Source organism: Deltaproteobacteria bacterium, from assembly GCA_003696105.1.
In the GTDB taxonomy this organism is placed as follows: Bacteria; Myxococcota_A; Polyangia; order Haliangiales; family J016; genus J016.
The window spans coordinates 12,507-28,470 of sequence record RFGE01000099.1 but is presented as its reverse complement, the minus strand read 5'-3'; the positions used below and the strand labels follow the sequence as shown (position 1 = coordinate 28,470).

Genomic DNA, 15,964 nt, shown 5'->3' with positions numbered 1-15,964 from the left:
TCGACGACGACTGCGACGGCGAGGTCGACGAGGCCGACGAGCTGCCGCCGCCGCCCGCGGGCCGGTGCCGCACGACGCCGGGAACGCCGTGCGAGGGCACGACCATGGTCTGCGCCACGCGCGGCAACCCGCCGGTGACCACCTGGTATTGCGACTACTCGGCCGCCGTCGAATTCGATCCGTCGGTGCCCAACGGGATCGCGCTCGACGAGGCGCTGTGCGACGGCGAAGACGGCGACTGCGACGGCGTCGCCGACGATCCGTTCGCCGACCTCGGCCAGGAGTGCGACAACGGCGCGCTCGGCGTGTGCCGGGACGTCGGCGTGCGGGTCTGCGATCCGGCCGACCCGAGCCGAACCGTGTGCGACCTGTCGGCGCTGCCGGATCCGAGTTCACCCGGCCCCGAAACGTGCAACGGCCTCGACGACGACTGCGACGGCGTGGTGGACAACGCCAGCGGGCCCGGCCGCGTGGTGGACGACATGGTCCACATCGCATCGGGCGGGCTCGACTTTTACATCTACCGCTACGAGGCGTCGCGCCCGGACGCGAGCGCGTCCGGCGAAGGCACGGCGTCGGCGCGCGCGTGTTCTCGCGCGGGCGTGCGGCCGTGGTCGTCCGTCACGTGGGCGGCCGCACAAGCCGCGTGCGCAGCCGCCGGCAAGCGACTGTGCACGGCGGCCGAGTGGCAGGCGGCGTGCGCGGGCGCCGCCGGCTCGCGCTATCCCTACGGCGACACGTTCGACGCGGCAGCGTGCAACGCGGAGCCGTTTGACGGGATCCCGGGCGGCGCCGACGACGACGTCGCCCTCCCGACCGGCGACCCGGCGCTGGCGGCCTGCGTATCGGCCGACGGCGTGTACGACCTGTCGGGCAACCTCAAAGAGTGGACCGACGACATCCGCGGCACCACCGGGCCGCCGGACGACACCGACATCGCCGTCCTGCGCGGGGGCGCGTACGACACGCCGGCAGCCGGGGCCACCTGCGCGTTCGACCTGTCGCGCCTGCCGGTCGACGCCGTGCTGGAGACCGTGGGATTCCGCTGCTGTAGCGACGCCCCGCCGTGATCGGGCGGGCGCGGCGGCGACTTGACGCCCGCTCGGGGGAAGCCTAAGGTGTCCGGCGACCTACGTTCCGTGACTCCCGATCGTGACCACGCCGCCGAATTCCGGCGCTATCGCCAGGTCCTGGCGACCGCGTACGCCGTCGTCGCCGCCGCCGGCGGGGCGCTGTTGGCCGCATCGGTGATCTACGGTCTGTTCTTCGAGCGGACGGAGCCGCGACTCACCGGGCCGCGGCTGTCGGCCGACAACCCGAATCCGGAGGAGTTGATTGCCTGCAACCGAGACGTCGCCCGCCTGCTGGACGACCTCGGTCGCCACACCGCAACCTTGATGGCCACCGCCGGTGCGTCCGGAGACCCGGGCGGGTCGAGCCCCTCGACCGAGTCGATCGACCGGCGGTGGGAAACCCTATCGCGCCGCTGGCGCATGGACTATGACGAGGTCGGCGCGCGCTGCCGGTTCTCGGAGTTGGCGAACCAAGATCTGGGCACCGCCTATGACCGGATGGCGAGCGTCTACGCAGAGTTGCCCGCCGTGAGGCTCAAATACCAGAGCTTGTTGGTTCGATTCGAAGACGACCTGGCCGGCCAACTCCGCCGCATGCGCCGCGCGCTCGACCGTTCACTCGCAGCGCTCACCGAGCGCGCACAGGATTCACATGGCAGAGGACATCACCCGGGCCGCGAGCGATAGCGCGCCCACCCCCGCGACCGCATCCCAGACGACCGAAAACCCCCTCGACACCGATACCGCCGGAGCCCCTGCCGGGCGCGGCGACCCCGGCGACCCCGCCGCCGACGCACCGGCTCGCCCCGCCCGTTCGTTCGCCGCGATGAACCTGCTGCCGGAGGTGCAGCGGGCGCTCGACGAGATGGGCTACGACGAGCCGATGGAAGTCCAGGTCGCGGTGTACGACTCGATCGTCGCCGGCCGGGACGTGATGGCGCAGGCGCGCACCGGCACCGGAAAGACCGCCGCGTTCGGCATCCCGATCGCGCAGATGCTCGATCCATCGCTGCCGGCCGTCCAGGCGCTGATTCTCGCGCCGACGCGCGAACTGGCGCTCCAGGTGTCGATGGAGCTGAGCCACATCGGCCGCTACCGCGGGCTGACGGTGGTCCCCGTGTACGGCGGCGCGCCGATCGGCAAGCAGATCGACGCGCTGCGCGCCGGGGCGCAGGTGGTCGCCGGCACGCCAGGTCGCGTGCTCGACCACATTGGTCGCAAGACGCTCAAGACCGAATCGATCCGGCTGCTCGTGCTCGACGAATGCGACGAGATGCTGTCGATGGGCTTTCAGGAGGAGATCGAAAAGATCATCTCGCACCTGCCCGGCGTCGATCGGCGGCAGACGCTGCTGTTTTCCGCGACCATTCCCGAGGACATCGAGCGGATCGCCCGCCGCCACATGCGCGAGCCGGAGATGATCCAACTGTCGAGCGACGACGACATCAGCGTCGACCAGATCGAGCACAGCTACTACGTCGTCAGCGGGATGGCGCGCACGCGCGACCTGCTGAAGGTGCTCGAGGTCGAGCAGCCGCACTCGGCGATCATCTTCTGCAACACGCGCGAGGACACGACGACCGTGGCCGCGTTTTTGCGCAAGCACGGCTACGACGCCGAGGCGATCTCGAGCGACCTGTCGCAGCGCGACCGCGAGCGCGTGATGCAGCGGATGCGCGACAAGAACCTGCGGTTTCTGGTGGCGACCGACGTCGCCGCGCGCGGGATCGACATCCAGGATCTGTCGCACGTCATCAACTACACGTTCCCGGAGTCGCCCGAGGTGTACGTCCACCGCACCGGGCGCACCGGGCGAGCCGGCAACGAGGGCAAGGCGATCTCTCTGGTGGGGCCGCGGGAGATCGGCGCGTTCTACTACCTGAAGCTGCTGTACAAGATCCGGCCGATCGAGCGCGATCTGCCGTCGGACGCCGAACTCGCCACGTTGCGCGAGGGGCAGCGCTACCGCGAGGTGGTCGCCCGGGTGACGCGGGAACCGTCGGCGGAGTATCGGTCGCTGGCGCGCCGGCTGTGGCAGTCGCCCGAGGGGGAGCGCGTCGTCGCGGCGCTGCTGCAGGACCTGCTCGAGCGCGACGACGACGCGCGTCCGGCGAGCGGCGACCGCCCGACCCGCGAGGCCCGGCGAACCGACGCGCACCGGGCCACGGGCCGAGACGATCGCCCGGGCGACCGGCGCGCCCGCGAGCGCAAGCGCCGCCGCCGGCGCGAACGCGACGAGCGAGGCGAGACGACGGCGGCCGCGCCCGCGCGCGACGGCGACGCGGCCGCGGCGCCGCGGGTGCCCTCGGACGGCGATGCCGGGACCGCCGCGGCGGCGGACGCCGATGCGGCGCCGCGGGCCGACGGCGGAGAGCGCAAGCGCAAGCGGCGCCGCCGGACGCGGCGGGACACCGCTGCGGACCCCGCCGCCGGTTCCGCGGCCGGCCGCAGCGCCGCCGCCGGTGCGCGCGACTTCTGGGAGGCGTGGGCGGACGAAAAGACGGTCGCGGACCGCCGGCCCCCCGTCCCGATCGCGGACGCCAGCGGCGACGGCGCGCCGGGCGCCGATGCACGCGGTGAGGAATCGACCGAGGGCACCGTGCGCCTGTATGTCAACGTCGGCCGCCGCGAAGACCTGCGCGCCGACGGGGTGCGCGCGCTGTTGGCCGACGGCCTCGCGCCTGAGATCGCCGAGCGGCTCGGCAAGGTGCAGGTGCGCAACACGCACTGCTACGTGCGCGTGCCGGAGGACATCGCCGACGCCGTGATCGCCGCGGCGGCCGGCAAGCAGGTGGGCGACCGGGCCCTGGTCGTCGAGCGCGCCAAGCGCTGAGCCCCGCGGGCGGCGGCGCCGGGCGCTGCGGTCCGCCGCGCCCTCGCGCGGCCGTCCTCGGCCCGCGCCGGGCCGCGCGCATCTCGTCCGCCGGCCCGTGCGGCGGGCGCGCGTCTCTTTCCGGCGGCGGTGCCCGCCGTCGCGCGACCTCGTGCGGGGGCCGCGCGACCCGGTCACCGCGGGCGGCCCCGGCCGGGACGTGCACGTGTGCCGGCGGACTGTGCGTCCGCGAGCGCGGCCGCCACGCCGATGAAGCCGGCGGAGGCCGAACCGCCAAATTCGCTGTCAGTTTCCGCCGTTGAACTTCTTCAGTTCATCCGGAACCTTCAACTCCGAGTTCGACTTGCCGCCGCGGTCGCCCGGCGACTCCGCGGCTGGCTTGGTGTCGGCCTTCCCCTTGCCGGTTTCCGCGCGCGCCGGTGTCGCGTGGCGGCCGCCGCGGCGGCCGCTGCGGCGGGCGCGTTCGAGTCGGATGTCGTGGTCGCGGCTGTCCGTCGGCGTGACGATGAGGTCGTAGGGCTTGTAACCGTCCGCGGCGATCTCGAACAGCACCGGGTCGTCCCCCCGCGGCAACCGGACCGTGACCGGCGTCTCGCCGACGATCTCGCCCGTGGCCGTGTTGCGTACCCGCGCGCCCCGCGGTTCCGTCTTGATGACCACGGACACCAGGTCCGCCGGCTCGGCGGCGCCACCCCCGCCCGGCTCGGTCGGCCCCGGTCGGTCGCTGTCCGCCCGGCCTGCGTTCGTCTCGCCGGACTCGGCGCCCTGCGCGCCGCGTGGCGGCTCGCCGGACCTGGCGCCCTGCGCGCCGCGTGGCGGCTCGCCGGCCGCGGGGGTCTGACCGGCGCGCTCCGCGGCGGCCGCGGCCGTTTGCGCGGTGGCCGCTGCCGTGTCGTCCGATCCGCCGCGCAGGGCCAGCGCGCCACCCGCGACCGCGGCGACGGCCAGCGCGCCCAGCCCGATCCACAGCCCGGTTCGCCGGCCGCCGGCGGAGGACGCCACGGCGGTCGCGTTGGCCGTACCGGTCCACGCGGCAGGCCCCGCCGCGTCGGTCGCCGGCTGCAGTCGCCCCGCCGCCGCGCCGGCGCGGTCGAACGAATCGCTCAGCCCGTCGTCGAGCGCGAGGATGTCGGCCATCATCTCGTCGATCGAGCCGTAGCGCTGCTCCTTGTCCTTCGCGAGCGCGCGCCGCACGATCGCTTCGACTTGCGGCGGTGCGCCGGACCGGGCCAGCACCGGGCCGAGCGGCGGCGGCTCCTGGGTGAGGTGCAACGTCAAGATGCCCATGAAGTTGTCCGCCTCGAACGGCACGTGGCCGGCGAGCATCTGGTACAGGATGCACCCCATCGCGTAGATGTCGACGCGATGGTCGACCTTCTCGCCGCGCGCCTGTTCCGGCGACATGTACTCCGGCGTGCCGAACAACATGCCGGTCTTGGTGAGCTTGCGGCCCTCCTCGTTGACCTCGGTGAGCTTCGCGATGCCGAAGTCGAGCAGCTTGACGAAGTCGCGCTGGCCGAGCCGCTCGATCAGGTAGATGTTCTCGGGCTTGAGGTCGCGGTGGATGATGCCCTTGGCGTGCGCCGCCGACAGCGCCGAGCCGATCTGCAGGAAGATGTGCCGGATCCGCTCCCACGGCATCACCTCGCCGGCGGCGCGCAGTCGCCCGAGTTCGTCGGACAGGTCGCGCCCGTCGAGCAGCTCCATCGCGAAAAACACGAGGCCGTCCTCGGTCTGTCCGAAGTCGGTGATGTCGATGACGTTGTCGTGGCGGATCTTGGAGGCGGCCTTGGCCTCCTGCAAAAAGCGCTCGACCAGGTCCGGCTTGCGCACGAACTCGCCGTGGAGCACCTTGAGCGCGACGCGCTTTTCGAGCGCCACATGCAGGCCGAGATAGACCGCGCCCATGCCGCCCTCGCCCAGGCGCCGTTCGATCTTGTAGCGCCCGGCGAGGGTCTGGCCGACCAACGGGTCGTCGTCCGCGCCGAACGCGATCTGCGTGGGCGCGCTCGGCGGCGCGACCGGCGCCGCGGGCGCCGCACCGCCCGCCGGTTGGACGGCGCCGGGCTCCGGGGTGCCGAAAGCCCGCGTGCCGCCGCGCTTTGCCCCGTGATCCTCGGCCGACATCGCGTCTCGATTATGACACGCACGAGCAGCCGCGGGGGTCTGGCGTGCGCCGGGCGCCGGCGATGGCCAGGCGGCTGGTGCGCCCGGCCGCCGGCCGCGGTCGCGATGTGCGGGCGATCGCCGGCGTCCGTCCCCGCGCCCTTCCGTTCCGTATGGTTATACGGGCCCTCGTACGCGGCGGGCGCGCGCCGAACCTCGCCTCGCGTCCCGCAACCCCGCCGGCGCAGCGATGCGCAACCGCTTCCTAGCGCAACTCGATTCGGTAGGCCGCCGTGGCGCCGTTGTAGCCGTACACCTCGACCGCGCCGCCCGCCGGCACCGCCACCTCCTCGACGTCCGACACGGACTGGGACACCGCCACTTGACGGCCGCCCGCGTCGTAGGCCTTCAGGTCGAGATCCCCCTCGGCGTGGGAAAACGAGATGCGCACCGTCCCGCCGTTCGGGATGCGGAACCAGTCGCGGTCGCCGTCGCAGATGCGCAGGCCGTCGTGCGCCCCCGGCTCGAGCACCGGCGCCTCGTCCGCGGACGGGTTCGGCTCGTATGCGTCCGCGCAGTCGTCGGCGCCGCCCTCCCCGGGGGACACGGCGCAAAAGTCGGCGCCGTCCGCGGGGCGCAGCGTATCGGCCGCCACGTCGCGCTGCGGGCACGACTCGTCCTCGCTCCACGGCCGCCACGCGGCGCCGCGGCCGGTCTGCTCGGCGAAGTCGCGCCACCGCTCGTAGCCGTCGGCGTGGCTCATGAACGGCGTCGGCGCCCGGCACACGCCCTCGGCCTCCGCCTCCGCCTGCTCGGCGCGCGCGTAGTCCATGACGATCTCGTACATCGCCGGCGTCGTCGAGTTCCAGCAGCACGTCTTGCTCCGGGTGTACTCGAGTTCCGCGAACACGTAGTCGTCGAGCGTCCGGTACCGGGCATCGACGTCGGCGGCGGTCATGCCCCACTCGCGGGCCGCCAGGTCGTACAGCTCGCGGAACGCGCCCTCGCGCGCCTCCCGCGCCGCGCACGACGCCGGGTAGTTGCGCAGGTGCGCGCGCCGGTCCTCGATCAACGCGAGCAGCGCGTCGCGCTGGTCCTCCGGCGACACCTCGCCGAGCAAGCGCTCGAACTGCTCGGGCCGCGCCGCGATCCGCTCGGTGTCGGTGCTGTTGATCCAGTGGGCCTCGTCGCCGCGCATGAACGTGTTGGTCCAGTAGCCGCCGACGTTCTTGGTGACCCGCCAGCGCTTGAGGCCACCGCCGAGCTTGGCGTACTCGTCGCCCTCGTAGTTGGTGCCCCGCCCGCCCGTGCGCGGGTCGGTGAAATACCGTTTCGACGCGACACCGGACTCCCACTTCGGCTGGCGCCGCGGCATCGAGCCGGACACGACCGTCACGTCGAGGTTGCCCTCGCCGATCGGCGTGACCTGCTTGACGACCAGGGTGTGCCCGATCCCGTGCCGCTGCCATCGCTCGAGCAGCGTGTCGCCCGGGCGCACCGCGTCCGGCACGATGTTGTACGTGTTGGCCGAGTCGGCCAGATTGACCGACCCGAGGTAGCCGAGCGCGAGCATCGTGAAGTGGCCGGCGCGCTTGTTGAGGTGAATTTCGTCGAGGTACTCGCCGAACGTCGCGCCGTCGCGCAACATGTCCTGCTCGTCGGTGCCGCCCCACAGCTTGCGGCGCCGCAGGCTGTCGTCGTGCGGCCAGTCGGCCAGCGCGTCGTCGACGTCCATGTCGCTGTAGTCGCGGTAACGAACGGCGAACTCCGGCGTGTTCGCGTAGCGGCCGGCGGCGGTGCGGACCCCGTTGTGACCGAAGAAGATCCGGTTGCCGTGGCGGTCGACCGCCTCCATGAAGAACGGCAGCTCGTACCACGCGGCGAACGTGATCCGCAGGAAGATGGACGCTTCCGCGCATTCGAGCGCCGGCGCCGGCAGCTGTTTGCCCCAGGGCGTCGTGAGAATGAAGGTGTCGTAGTAACTCGTGCCGGCGGTGCGCTGCATCGAGTCGATCCACAGCGCGTACTTCTCGTCCCACGTGAGGCCCGAGTTGGCCGGCCACGCAATGCCCGCCTTGCGCGCAGCCGGCGTGTCGGTGTCCTCCCACCGGTTGCGCGCGGTCCACACCTGCGTGCGCCGCGTGTCGGTGTTCACCCACAGGCCGCGCCGCTCGAAGCTGTCGGCCTTGCCGGGCGGCGGCAGCGGAGACACCGGCCCGTCCATGCCGAACTCCTCGTCCGGCGAGGCGGGCTCGCCCCCCGGATCGCACGCGGCGGCGGCGACGGCAGACGACAGGACGAGGGCGGGAAGCAGGCGGCGGATCGACATGCCGGGGCCTCCAGCACGATGCGTGCCGTCGGCGGCGAACCAAGTTTCGCCGCGTTGCCGTCGCTCCGGGGTCGGCGATCCCGGCCACTCGGCTAGCCGGTGGTCGCCGCCGTGGCCGGGGCCCGCGTCCCGCGCGCCCGCGGTGGCGCCGACAATTTCGCGACAACCGGGCGCCCGGCCCTGCTATGGTCGACTTGATGGAGCCCACGTCGCCGAAGCTTCGCCGGGAAGTCGAACTGCCTGCGCGGACGAGCAGCGGCATCGGCGTCATGCTCGTCGCGTCAGCGGCCATGTTCTTCGCGATCGCGGCGTCGGCGCTGCTGTTGCGCGCCCGCATGGCCCACGACGCCGCGCGCCTGCGCGCGCTGCGCGTCGCTCCGGCGCCGGCGATCGCGCCGGTCGCGACGCCGCCGGCCGACTGCGGCAGCGCGCACATCGATCGGTTACCGGACGGCCGCCAGGTCGTGACCTTCCGGCCGTGCGCCGAACCGGCCGCCGACGGCGCGACGGTGCTGCCGGACGACCTCGAGCTGGTTGTGCCTCCGGAGCTGGCGTCTCCGCGGGCGCCGGATCACACGGTCCCCTCGCGCAAGTAGCGGACCGTATCGACGAGCGTCTCCGCCGGCTCGCGCGGGTCGAACCCCAGCTCGCGCCGCGCCTTGGACGCGTCCACGTACCAGAACACCTCGCCCATTTCCACCGACTGGCGGTCCACCGGGGGCGTCCGGTCGAAGCGCTTGTAGACCCGCTCGAGCACGCTCGCCCCGGCGCGCTGTAGCCGGGACGGCAGCCGCAGCCGCGGCGGCGGCACCTTCGCGATCCGCGACAGCCGGCCGAAGAACTCCTCGACGGTCCAGTTCGGACCGCCGAGCAGGTAGCGCTCGCCCGCCGTGCCGCGGTCCATCGCCGCGATCGTCGCGGCGGCGGCATCGCGCACGTCGACGAAGTTCATGCCGCCCTTGGGCACGACCGGAATCTGGCGGTTGAGGAACCGCTGCACGTCGCCGGTGGACGACACGCGGCGGTCGCCGGGGCCGAGCAGGAGGCTCGGATTGACGCACACGACCTCGATGGCGAGTTCGTCGCCGAGCGCGAACGCTTCCTTCTCCTGATAGATCTTCGACAGGTAGTAGGGCCAGCGCGCGACGATCTCGGTGGCGTACGGCGCCGTCTCGTCGCGCGGCGTGTCGTCGTGGGCGACGGCGACGGTGCCCGAGGTCGACGCGACGACCACGCGCGGAACACCGGCGGCGGCCGCGGCACGCAGCACCTTGCGGGTACCGTCGACGTGGATGCGCATCATCAACTGACCGTCGTCGGGGTCGCGCGAGACGAGGCCCGCGAGGTGGAACACGCCATCGCAGCCGTCGAGGGCGCGCGCCAGTTCGGCATCGTCACACGTCACGTCGGCCCGGATGACCTCGACGTCGAGCGCGTCGAGCACCGGCGAGTGCGAGCGCGCCACCACGCGGACGTCCCAGTCGCCCGCGCCGACGAGCTGGCGGACGACATGCTCGCCGAGGAAGCCGGTGCCCCCGGTGACCAGCACCCGGCGGCTCATCGGCGCGCCTCCCGCGCGTCGAAGTCCGCCACCGCCAGCCGGCCGGCGTCGCCGAGCGCCCACAGGTGCGACGCGGGCGCCAGCGACCGCACGCGCCGCTCCATCTCCACCGCGATCGTCCGGTACGCGTCGGCGCGCACCTTGCCCTCGGCCAGCTTCGCCACCTGATCGTAGTCGACAAACGGGCCGATGTGGGCCGACAGGTCGCGCCGTTTCGGTACGAACGAGCCCTTGGGCATCGCGTCGTGCGTGCCGGCGAGGAACATCGGCAGGATGCCACACTTGTTGTGCAGCGCGAGGAAGCCGATGGACGGCTTGAAGTCGGTCATGACGCCGGTGGTGCTGCGCGTTCCCTCGGGGAAGATCAGCAGGATGTAGCCCTGGCGGATCACGTCGGACGCCATCCGCAGCGATTCTCGCAGCGACCCGTGCCGCTCCATCGGCACCAGGTTGGTGAAGTTTTCGAAGTACGCGCGGCGGATCGGATCGTCGAAGAAGTAGTCCTTGGCCGCGAGCGCCACCAGAAGCTCCCCCTGGTCGCCGAGCGCGTGTTTGACCAACCCCATGTCCAGGTGGCTCGAGTGGTTGGCGACGACGATCCAACCGCCGTACGGCGGCACGAACGCGCGACCGGTCACCTTCGTGTCGAACACCCGCTCGTACAGGGAGCGTTGGCCGAAGCGCAACACGCGCCGGCCGAGCCGCGCGACCGGCTCCGGGACCTCGATCTCCTCGCCCTCCTGCGCGCCGTCCGTCGCCTTCGCCCGCTTGATCGGCTTGGCGTGGCGTTTTTTGCCGCGCACGTAGCGCTCGACGTCGGCCACGGTTTCGAGGTGGTTGATCTCGCTCGGATCCGGCACCTCGAGGCCGGCGGCCTCGAGCGCCACGGCGAACTCCGTGTACATCAGCGAGTCGAAGCCGAGGTCCTCGAGCCGCACGTCCGGCGTGACCTTGGCGCGCGGCTTCTGCGCGACCTGCGCGATCACGTCGCGCACCCACGCGGTGTCACTGGCGTCGGCGCCGGCCGCCGGCCGCTTGGCGCCGCCGACCGCGCGTTCGAGCCGCTCGAGTTCCGCCACGACTTCGCGGCGCTTGACCTTACGCGTCGACGTGCGCGGCAGCTCGTGGTCCCACAGGTGCAACACTTTCACTCGCTTGTAGTACGGCAGCTTCGCCGACACGTCGCGGAAGTGGTCGCGGACCTTGTCGCGGATCTCGGCGCGCGACAGTGCTTCGTCCGCGTCGTAGTCGGGCACGCACAGGCACGCCACCGTCTCGGCGCCGTCCGCGGTCGGCAGTCCGACGATCGACAATTCCTTGATGTAGGGCGAGTCGCCGTACAGATCTTCGAGCTCGTCCGGGTAGACGTTCTCGCCGCTCGGCCCCAGGATCATCTCCTTCTTGCGGCCGACGATGTACAAGTTGCCATCCTCGTCGAACCGGCCGAGGTCGCCGGTGTGCAGCCACCCGTCGCGCAGGACCGCCCGCGTCGCGTCGTCGTTGCCGAAGTAGCCCTTCATCACGTTCGGCCCCTGCGCGATGATCTCGCCGACGCCGCGTTCGTCCGGGTCGTGAATCTTGATGCTGATGCCGGGCAGCGGCCGCCCGACGCTGCCGATCGGAATCTTGTCGCCGGGGCGCTGCACGGTGAGCACCGGCGACGACTCGGTCATGCCGTATCCCTCGTACAGCTTGAACCCGAGGCCGAGGAAGGTCTTGTGGACGTCCTCGGGCAGCGATGAGCCGCCGCTGATCAGGATGCGCATGCGCCCGCCGAGCTTGCCGTGGACGGGGAAGAACAAGAACCGCCCCGGATTGATCCCGTACGGCGCCTTGTCGCGCAGCTTGCGGTTGAGGTCGACGACCGCGTCGAACAGGCGTTCCGCGATCGGTCCCGCATCCCGCACCGGCTCGTGGATTTTTCGGTGCAACGCCTGCCACAGCGCCGGCACGCCGACCATCCCGGTGATGTTGCCCTCGTCGAACGCTGCGTTGAGCGCGTCGGGCGACAGCTCGTCGAGATACGTCACCTGCGCGCCGCGCATCAGCGGCATGAGCAGGCCGACGGTGAACTCGAACGTGTGGTGCAGCGGCAGCACGCTCAGCAGGTGATCGTGCTTGTACAGGCGGAAGATGGACGCGAGCTTGGCGACCATCGACGTGAGGTTCTTGTGGGTGAGCATCACCCCCTTCGGCTGTCCGGTCGTGCCGCTCGTGTAGATGATCGACGCGACGCGGTCGCCTCGCCGGGTCGGCTGCACCGCCCCGGGCGCCATCGCCGGCTCGTCGAGCAACGCACCGACCTGTTCGACGACGATCGAGTCGACGCCGCGCGCAGCGAGCCGGTCCGCGACATCGGCGAGGACTCCGGCGTCGACCGGCCGGTCGTCGTCCTCGTCGCCACCGGTGAGGCGCCGCGCCTGCTTGGGCGAGATCACGAGAACCGACGCCTCCGACGCGCGCAGTAGATTGACGATCTCGTCGAGCGACAACTGCGCATCCACCGGCACCGCGATGCCGTCGGCATACAGAATGCCGAAGTAAGCGATCGCCCATTCCGGGCGATTCTCCGACAGCAACATGACGCGGTCGTCGGTCTGCACGCCCCGCTCGCGCAGCGCGGCCGCCGCCCGCAGCACCATGTCCTTGATGCGCTCGTACGTGTAGACGTCCGGCTCCCGGTCGTCGCCCGTCGTCCTCAGCAGCCGCAGCGCCGTCCGGTGCCGATGCAACTTCGTCGTCGCATCGAACAGCTCGAACAGGTCTTTGTAGGTGTACACCGACCGCGGTTTGGGGCCAAACTCGTCGTCGAGTACCGGGAACACCCACTGTTTGAGGCCCGGGAAGTGGACGTTGAGCCAGTAGTCGCGCCAGTCGATGCCCTTGGGATTCCACGGCAGCCTCGCCTGGTCCGCCGGCGTCATTTGGGCGTGCAACGCGGTGAGGTTGTCCGTCTTGAAGATCGGCGAGTTGTCCCACGTGAACGGCCGGAACAGCTGTTCGAGTTCGCTCACCTGGCCGGTGAACTGCGACAGCCGCGCCAGTTCGTCTTGCGCCCGCTCGGCCAGCGCGTGCAGCCGCGGCGCGCCCCACCGGGGCAACCAGCGGTCGATCGCTTCGCTGACTCCGTCGACCACGCGTTTGATGGCCGGCGCCGACCGCCGATTGAACTGCTCGGGAGACACGATGTTCACCTCGAGCCGGGCCCTGAGCTTGTTGACGAACGCGTTGCCGTCCTTGGCGTTGTCGAGGTGGTGCTTGCGGACCGCCAACCCGATGAGTTCGCCGAGCCGCCGCGACGACACCGGGTTCTCGCCGCTGGTGCCGATCTGGTACACCGGCTCGGCGCGGTTCGCGATCAGCGCCGCGGTCACCGCGATGATGCCGCCGGCGACGAAGTCGACCGGCACGATGTCCAGCGCGACGTCCTTGCTCGCGACCAGATTGCGGTGCCCCTTGAGCACGAGATAGGTGAGCGGGGCGGTCGTGTTGAACCCCTCGTTCCACCCTGGAAACGGATACTCGATGGCCGATTCGACCACCGCCGGCCGCACGATCGCGGCGCGCACCTCCTTGTCGCGCAAAATGAGCTGTTCGCCGAGCGACTTCGTGTAGGTGTACGTGTTGGTCCACCCCCAGTGGCGCGCGCGTTCGTAGCCGAGTGCGGTGAGCCGTTCGTGGATCCACATCTTGCGCTGGCGCGCGACCGCCAGCCGCAGGTTGGCCGGGTCGTCCGGGTCGCGCCCCTCGCGCTCGAGCTGCTCGGCAGCGCGCTCGCGAAACTCCGAGATGTGCGCGCGATCGTTGGCGCGCTCGCGAATCTGGTCGATCAGGCGCTGGCAGTCGGCCAGCTCGGCCTCCGCGTCGAAGTCGTCGTCGCGCAACTCGTCTTGGCGGGGAAAGTAGCCGACGACCGGCTCGTCCTCGAACACCGCGCCGTCGCGCTCGCCGCACACGAAGCAGGTCGACACGTGCAGCAAGGCCGCGCCGGCCTTCTTGGCCGCCTCGAGCACGTGCAGCGCGCCGCGGGTATTGATGCGGATCGCGCTTTCGAGCGACGGCGTGAACGTGACCAGGCCGGCGGAGTTGACGAGCACGTCGAGCCCGCCGGCGCGCTCGAACGCGGCGAACTGATCGTCGTCGAAGTTGGCGAGCGGTCGGCCGATGTCTCCGGCGATCGGCACGCACTTGTCGCGCAAAAACGCCTCGAAGTCGTCCCCGTACTGGTCCCGCAGCGGGTCGAACGCCTCGGACCGCACGACCTTGGAGAAAAACCGCTCCTCCGCGCTGTTGCCGGCGCCGGGCCGGCACACGACGAAGACCTTACCGAGGTTCGGATAGCGGGCCAGCAGCATCGACAGCGCCACCTTGCCGACGAAGCCGGTGGCGCCGATCAGGCACAGATTGCGCCCGTCGAGGGTCTGTTCGACGTCGAACGGCTCGCCCATCACAGCACGTCGGTCATCAGAATCGGCGGGTGGTGCAGCATCGTGATCTGCGCGCTGCGGCCCATGGTCGACCGGCCCATCGCGATCGCCTCGGCCAGCGTGTCGGCCGTCTCCCAGCCGAGCAGCTCCGGGACGGTCGTGTTGTCGGCGCCGACGACGATGACGCGGCCGCACTTTTCGCGCCCGCGCTGTCCCCAGTACCACATGTAAAACGGGTGCGCCCCGTGGTAGGCGTTGCCGCGCCGGTACAGCTCGACGTAGCTCGGATTGTAGGCGAACTCGTCCTGGTATTTGGTCTCGAGCGTGTAGGCGTCGCGCGTCTCGGGCAGCAGCCGATTGAAGAACTCGATGTACGACGGATGGTGGTCCGGGTCGAATCGGTCGCTGCACGGGTGCGTCACGATGAGCACGCCGCCGTCCTTGAGCAGCGGCTTGTGCCGATACATGTGATAGAAGTAGCCGAGCGCCATCACTTGTACCAGCAACGGGTTGAGCGCCTTCGAGTTGACGTTGTAGGGCGAGATGTAGGGAATGCCGGAAATGAGAATATCGGCCTGCCCTTCCACCTCGATGCAGTATTGCTCGTAGCACTTGTCGAGCGTGCGCTCGTGGACCGGCTCGCACGCGCCGGCGTAGCACGCGATCAGCTCGTACGCCGCCGGCGTTCGCATGAAGATCTCGCGGCGGGCGGCGAACGGCATCTTGTCGAGGGTCCACTTGATCCCTTCGAACTTGAGCCGGTCCGTCTCCGTGAACTCGTCTTCGTTCTTCATCAGGAAGTCGAGCGGCCCCTCGAACATGCGGTTGTTGAGCACCGTCTCGATGTGGAAGATCTTCATGTGCTCCTCGCACACGCGGCCGATGCGGTTGACCGAGTGCGCGAGAGCGGAGCGGTCCGGGTGCATGAACGAGTCCGACTCGACGATCGCCTTCGGCGTGTGGTGCGCCTTGAGGCTCTCGTAGCCGCACAGGCCGACGCCGACCGATTTGTGGCCGCCGTCCATCGGGACCAGATTCAGGTTGACGTAAATGACCAGGTCGCTCTCGGCGGCGCGCCGGTTGGTCTCGACGAGTTCGCCGTGCGCCGTCTTGCCGAGCACGACCATACCGTCGGGATCGCAGGCGTCGTGGTTGTACAGCCGGTCGGGCCAGTACTCTTTCCACACCCGCGGGCCGACCATGCGCTTGATCTCGTGGTCGTGCATCCGCCGGTGCAGGGACGTGGCGATGATGATGTGGACGTCGTCGACGCCGTGGTCGGCGAGCATCTCGCACACGATCTCGAGCACGGTCTGGCGGATGTCCGGTTTGCGCATCATCGGCAGCGGCAGCGAGATGTCGTCCACCGCGATGGTCACCTTCATGCCGGGCTCGAGCAGCGCGTGCAGCGGGGGCATGTCGAACGGGTGGTTGAGCGCGTAACGGATGGTCGCGACTGGGTTGGGCACACCGGCGAGCGGCCGCTTCGGATAGATGACCCGAGTGCCGATCGGCAGGTCTTCCAGCAGGAAGTTCTCGCCGTAAAACAGGATGCGCGGCGCGGAGTCGCTGTCGATGGTGACGACGTGCTCGCGAGAACCGGCGCGGCCGCGGGGTCGAATGGCTCGCATGGGT

The 15,964-nt window shown here is 70.7% G+C and carries 9 protein-coding genes; 4 read left to right on the top strand and 5 right to left on the bottom strand.

Annotated elements, in window-relative coordinates; genetic code table 11:
* The 3 genes from D6689_06720 to D6689_06710 all read left to right on the top strand — a co-directional run.
* A partial coding sequence (locus D6689_06720) for a hypothetical protein (protein RMH42932.1) occupies nucleotides 1–1,070 on the top strand: 1,070 nt, incomplete at its 5' end.
* 69 nt (nucleotides 1,071–1,139) lie between these two features.
* On the top strand, nucleotides 1,140–1,760 hold the full coding sequence (locus D6689_06715) for a hypothetical protein (protein RMH42931.1): 621 nt from the start codon (nucleotides 1,140–1,142) through the stop codon (nucleotides 1,758–1,760).
* Entirely contained in the window at nucleotides 1,726–3,906 is a 2,181-nt protein-coding gene (locus tag D6689_06710; protein RMH42930.1) for a DEAD/DEAH box helicase, read from the top strand. Before D6689_06715 ends, D6689_06710 begins: the two co-directional genes overlap by 35 nt.
* A gap of 285 nt (nucleotides 3,907–4,191) precedes the next feature.
* On the opposite strand, the gene D6689_06705 is transcribed toward D6689_06710, so the two are convergent.
* Nucleotides 4,192–6,033 (bottom strand): PEGA domain-containing protein, encoded by a 1,842-nt coding sequence (locus D6689_06705; GenBank protein ID RMH42929.1) that lies wholly within the window; start codon nucleotides 6,031–6,033, stop codon nucleotides 4,192–4,194.
* 244 nt (nucleotides 6,034–6,277) lie between these two features.
* Complete coding sequence (locus D6689_06700) at nucleotides 6,278–8,341, bottom strand: hypothetical protein (protein RMH42928.1); 2,064 nt, start codon at nucleotides 8,339–8,341, stop codon at nucleotides 6,278–6,280.
* A gap of 185 nt (nucleotides 8,342–8,526) precedes the next feature.
* Here D6689_06700 and D6689_06695 point away from each other — a divergent pair, with 185 nt between their 5' ends.
* Nucleotides 8,527–8,937 (top strand): hypothetical protein, encoded by a 411-nt coding sequence (locus D6689_06695; protein ID RMH42927.1) that lies wholly within the window; start codon nucleotides 8,527–8,529, stop codon nucleotides 8,935–8,937.
* Here the strand turns inward: D6689_06695 and D6689_06690 are convergent.
* Genes D6689_06690 through D6689_06680 form a run of 3 tightly spaced genes read right to left on the bottom strand, consistent with a single transcriptional unit; the run spans nucleotide 8,913 to nucleotide 15,960 of the window.
* Nucleotides 8,913–9,902 carry an NAD-dependent epimerase/dehydratase family protein gene (locus D6689_06690; protein ID RMH42926.1) on the bottom strand — a complete coding sequence of 330 codons (990 nt, stop codon included), beginning with the start codon at nucleotides 9,900–9,902 and terminating at the stop codon, nucleotides 8,913–8,915. The genes D6689_06695 and D6689_06690 overlap by 25 nt on opposite strands.
* Nucleotides 9,899–14,350 (bottom strand): AMP-dependent synthetase, encoded by a 4,452-nt coding sequence (locus D6689_06685; protein RMH42925.1) that lies wholly within the window; start codon nucleotides 14,348–14,350, stop codon nucleotides 9,899–9,901. Before D6689_06685 ends, D6689_06690 begins: the two co-directional genes overlap by 4 nt.
* Nucleotides 14,350–15,960 carry a DUF2088 domain-containing protein gene (locus D6689_06680; protein RMH42924.1) on the bottom strand — a complete coding sequence of 537 codons (1,611 nt, stop codon included), beginning with the start codon at nucleotides 15,958–15,960 and terminating at the stop codon, nucleotides 14,350–14,352. The genes D6689_06685 and D6689_06680 overlap by 1 nt, the downstream gene beginning before the upstream one ends.
* Nucleotides 15,961–15,964 lie beyond the last annotated feature (4 nt).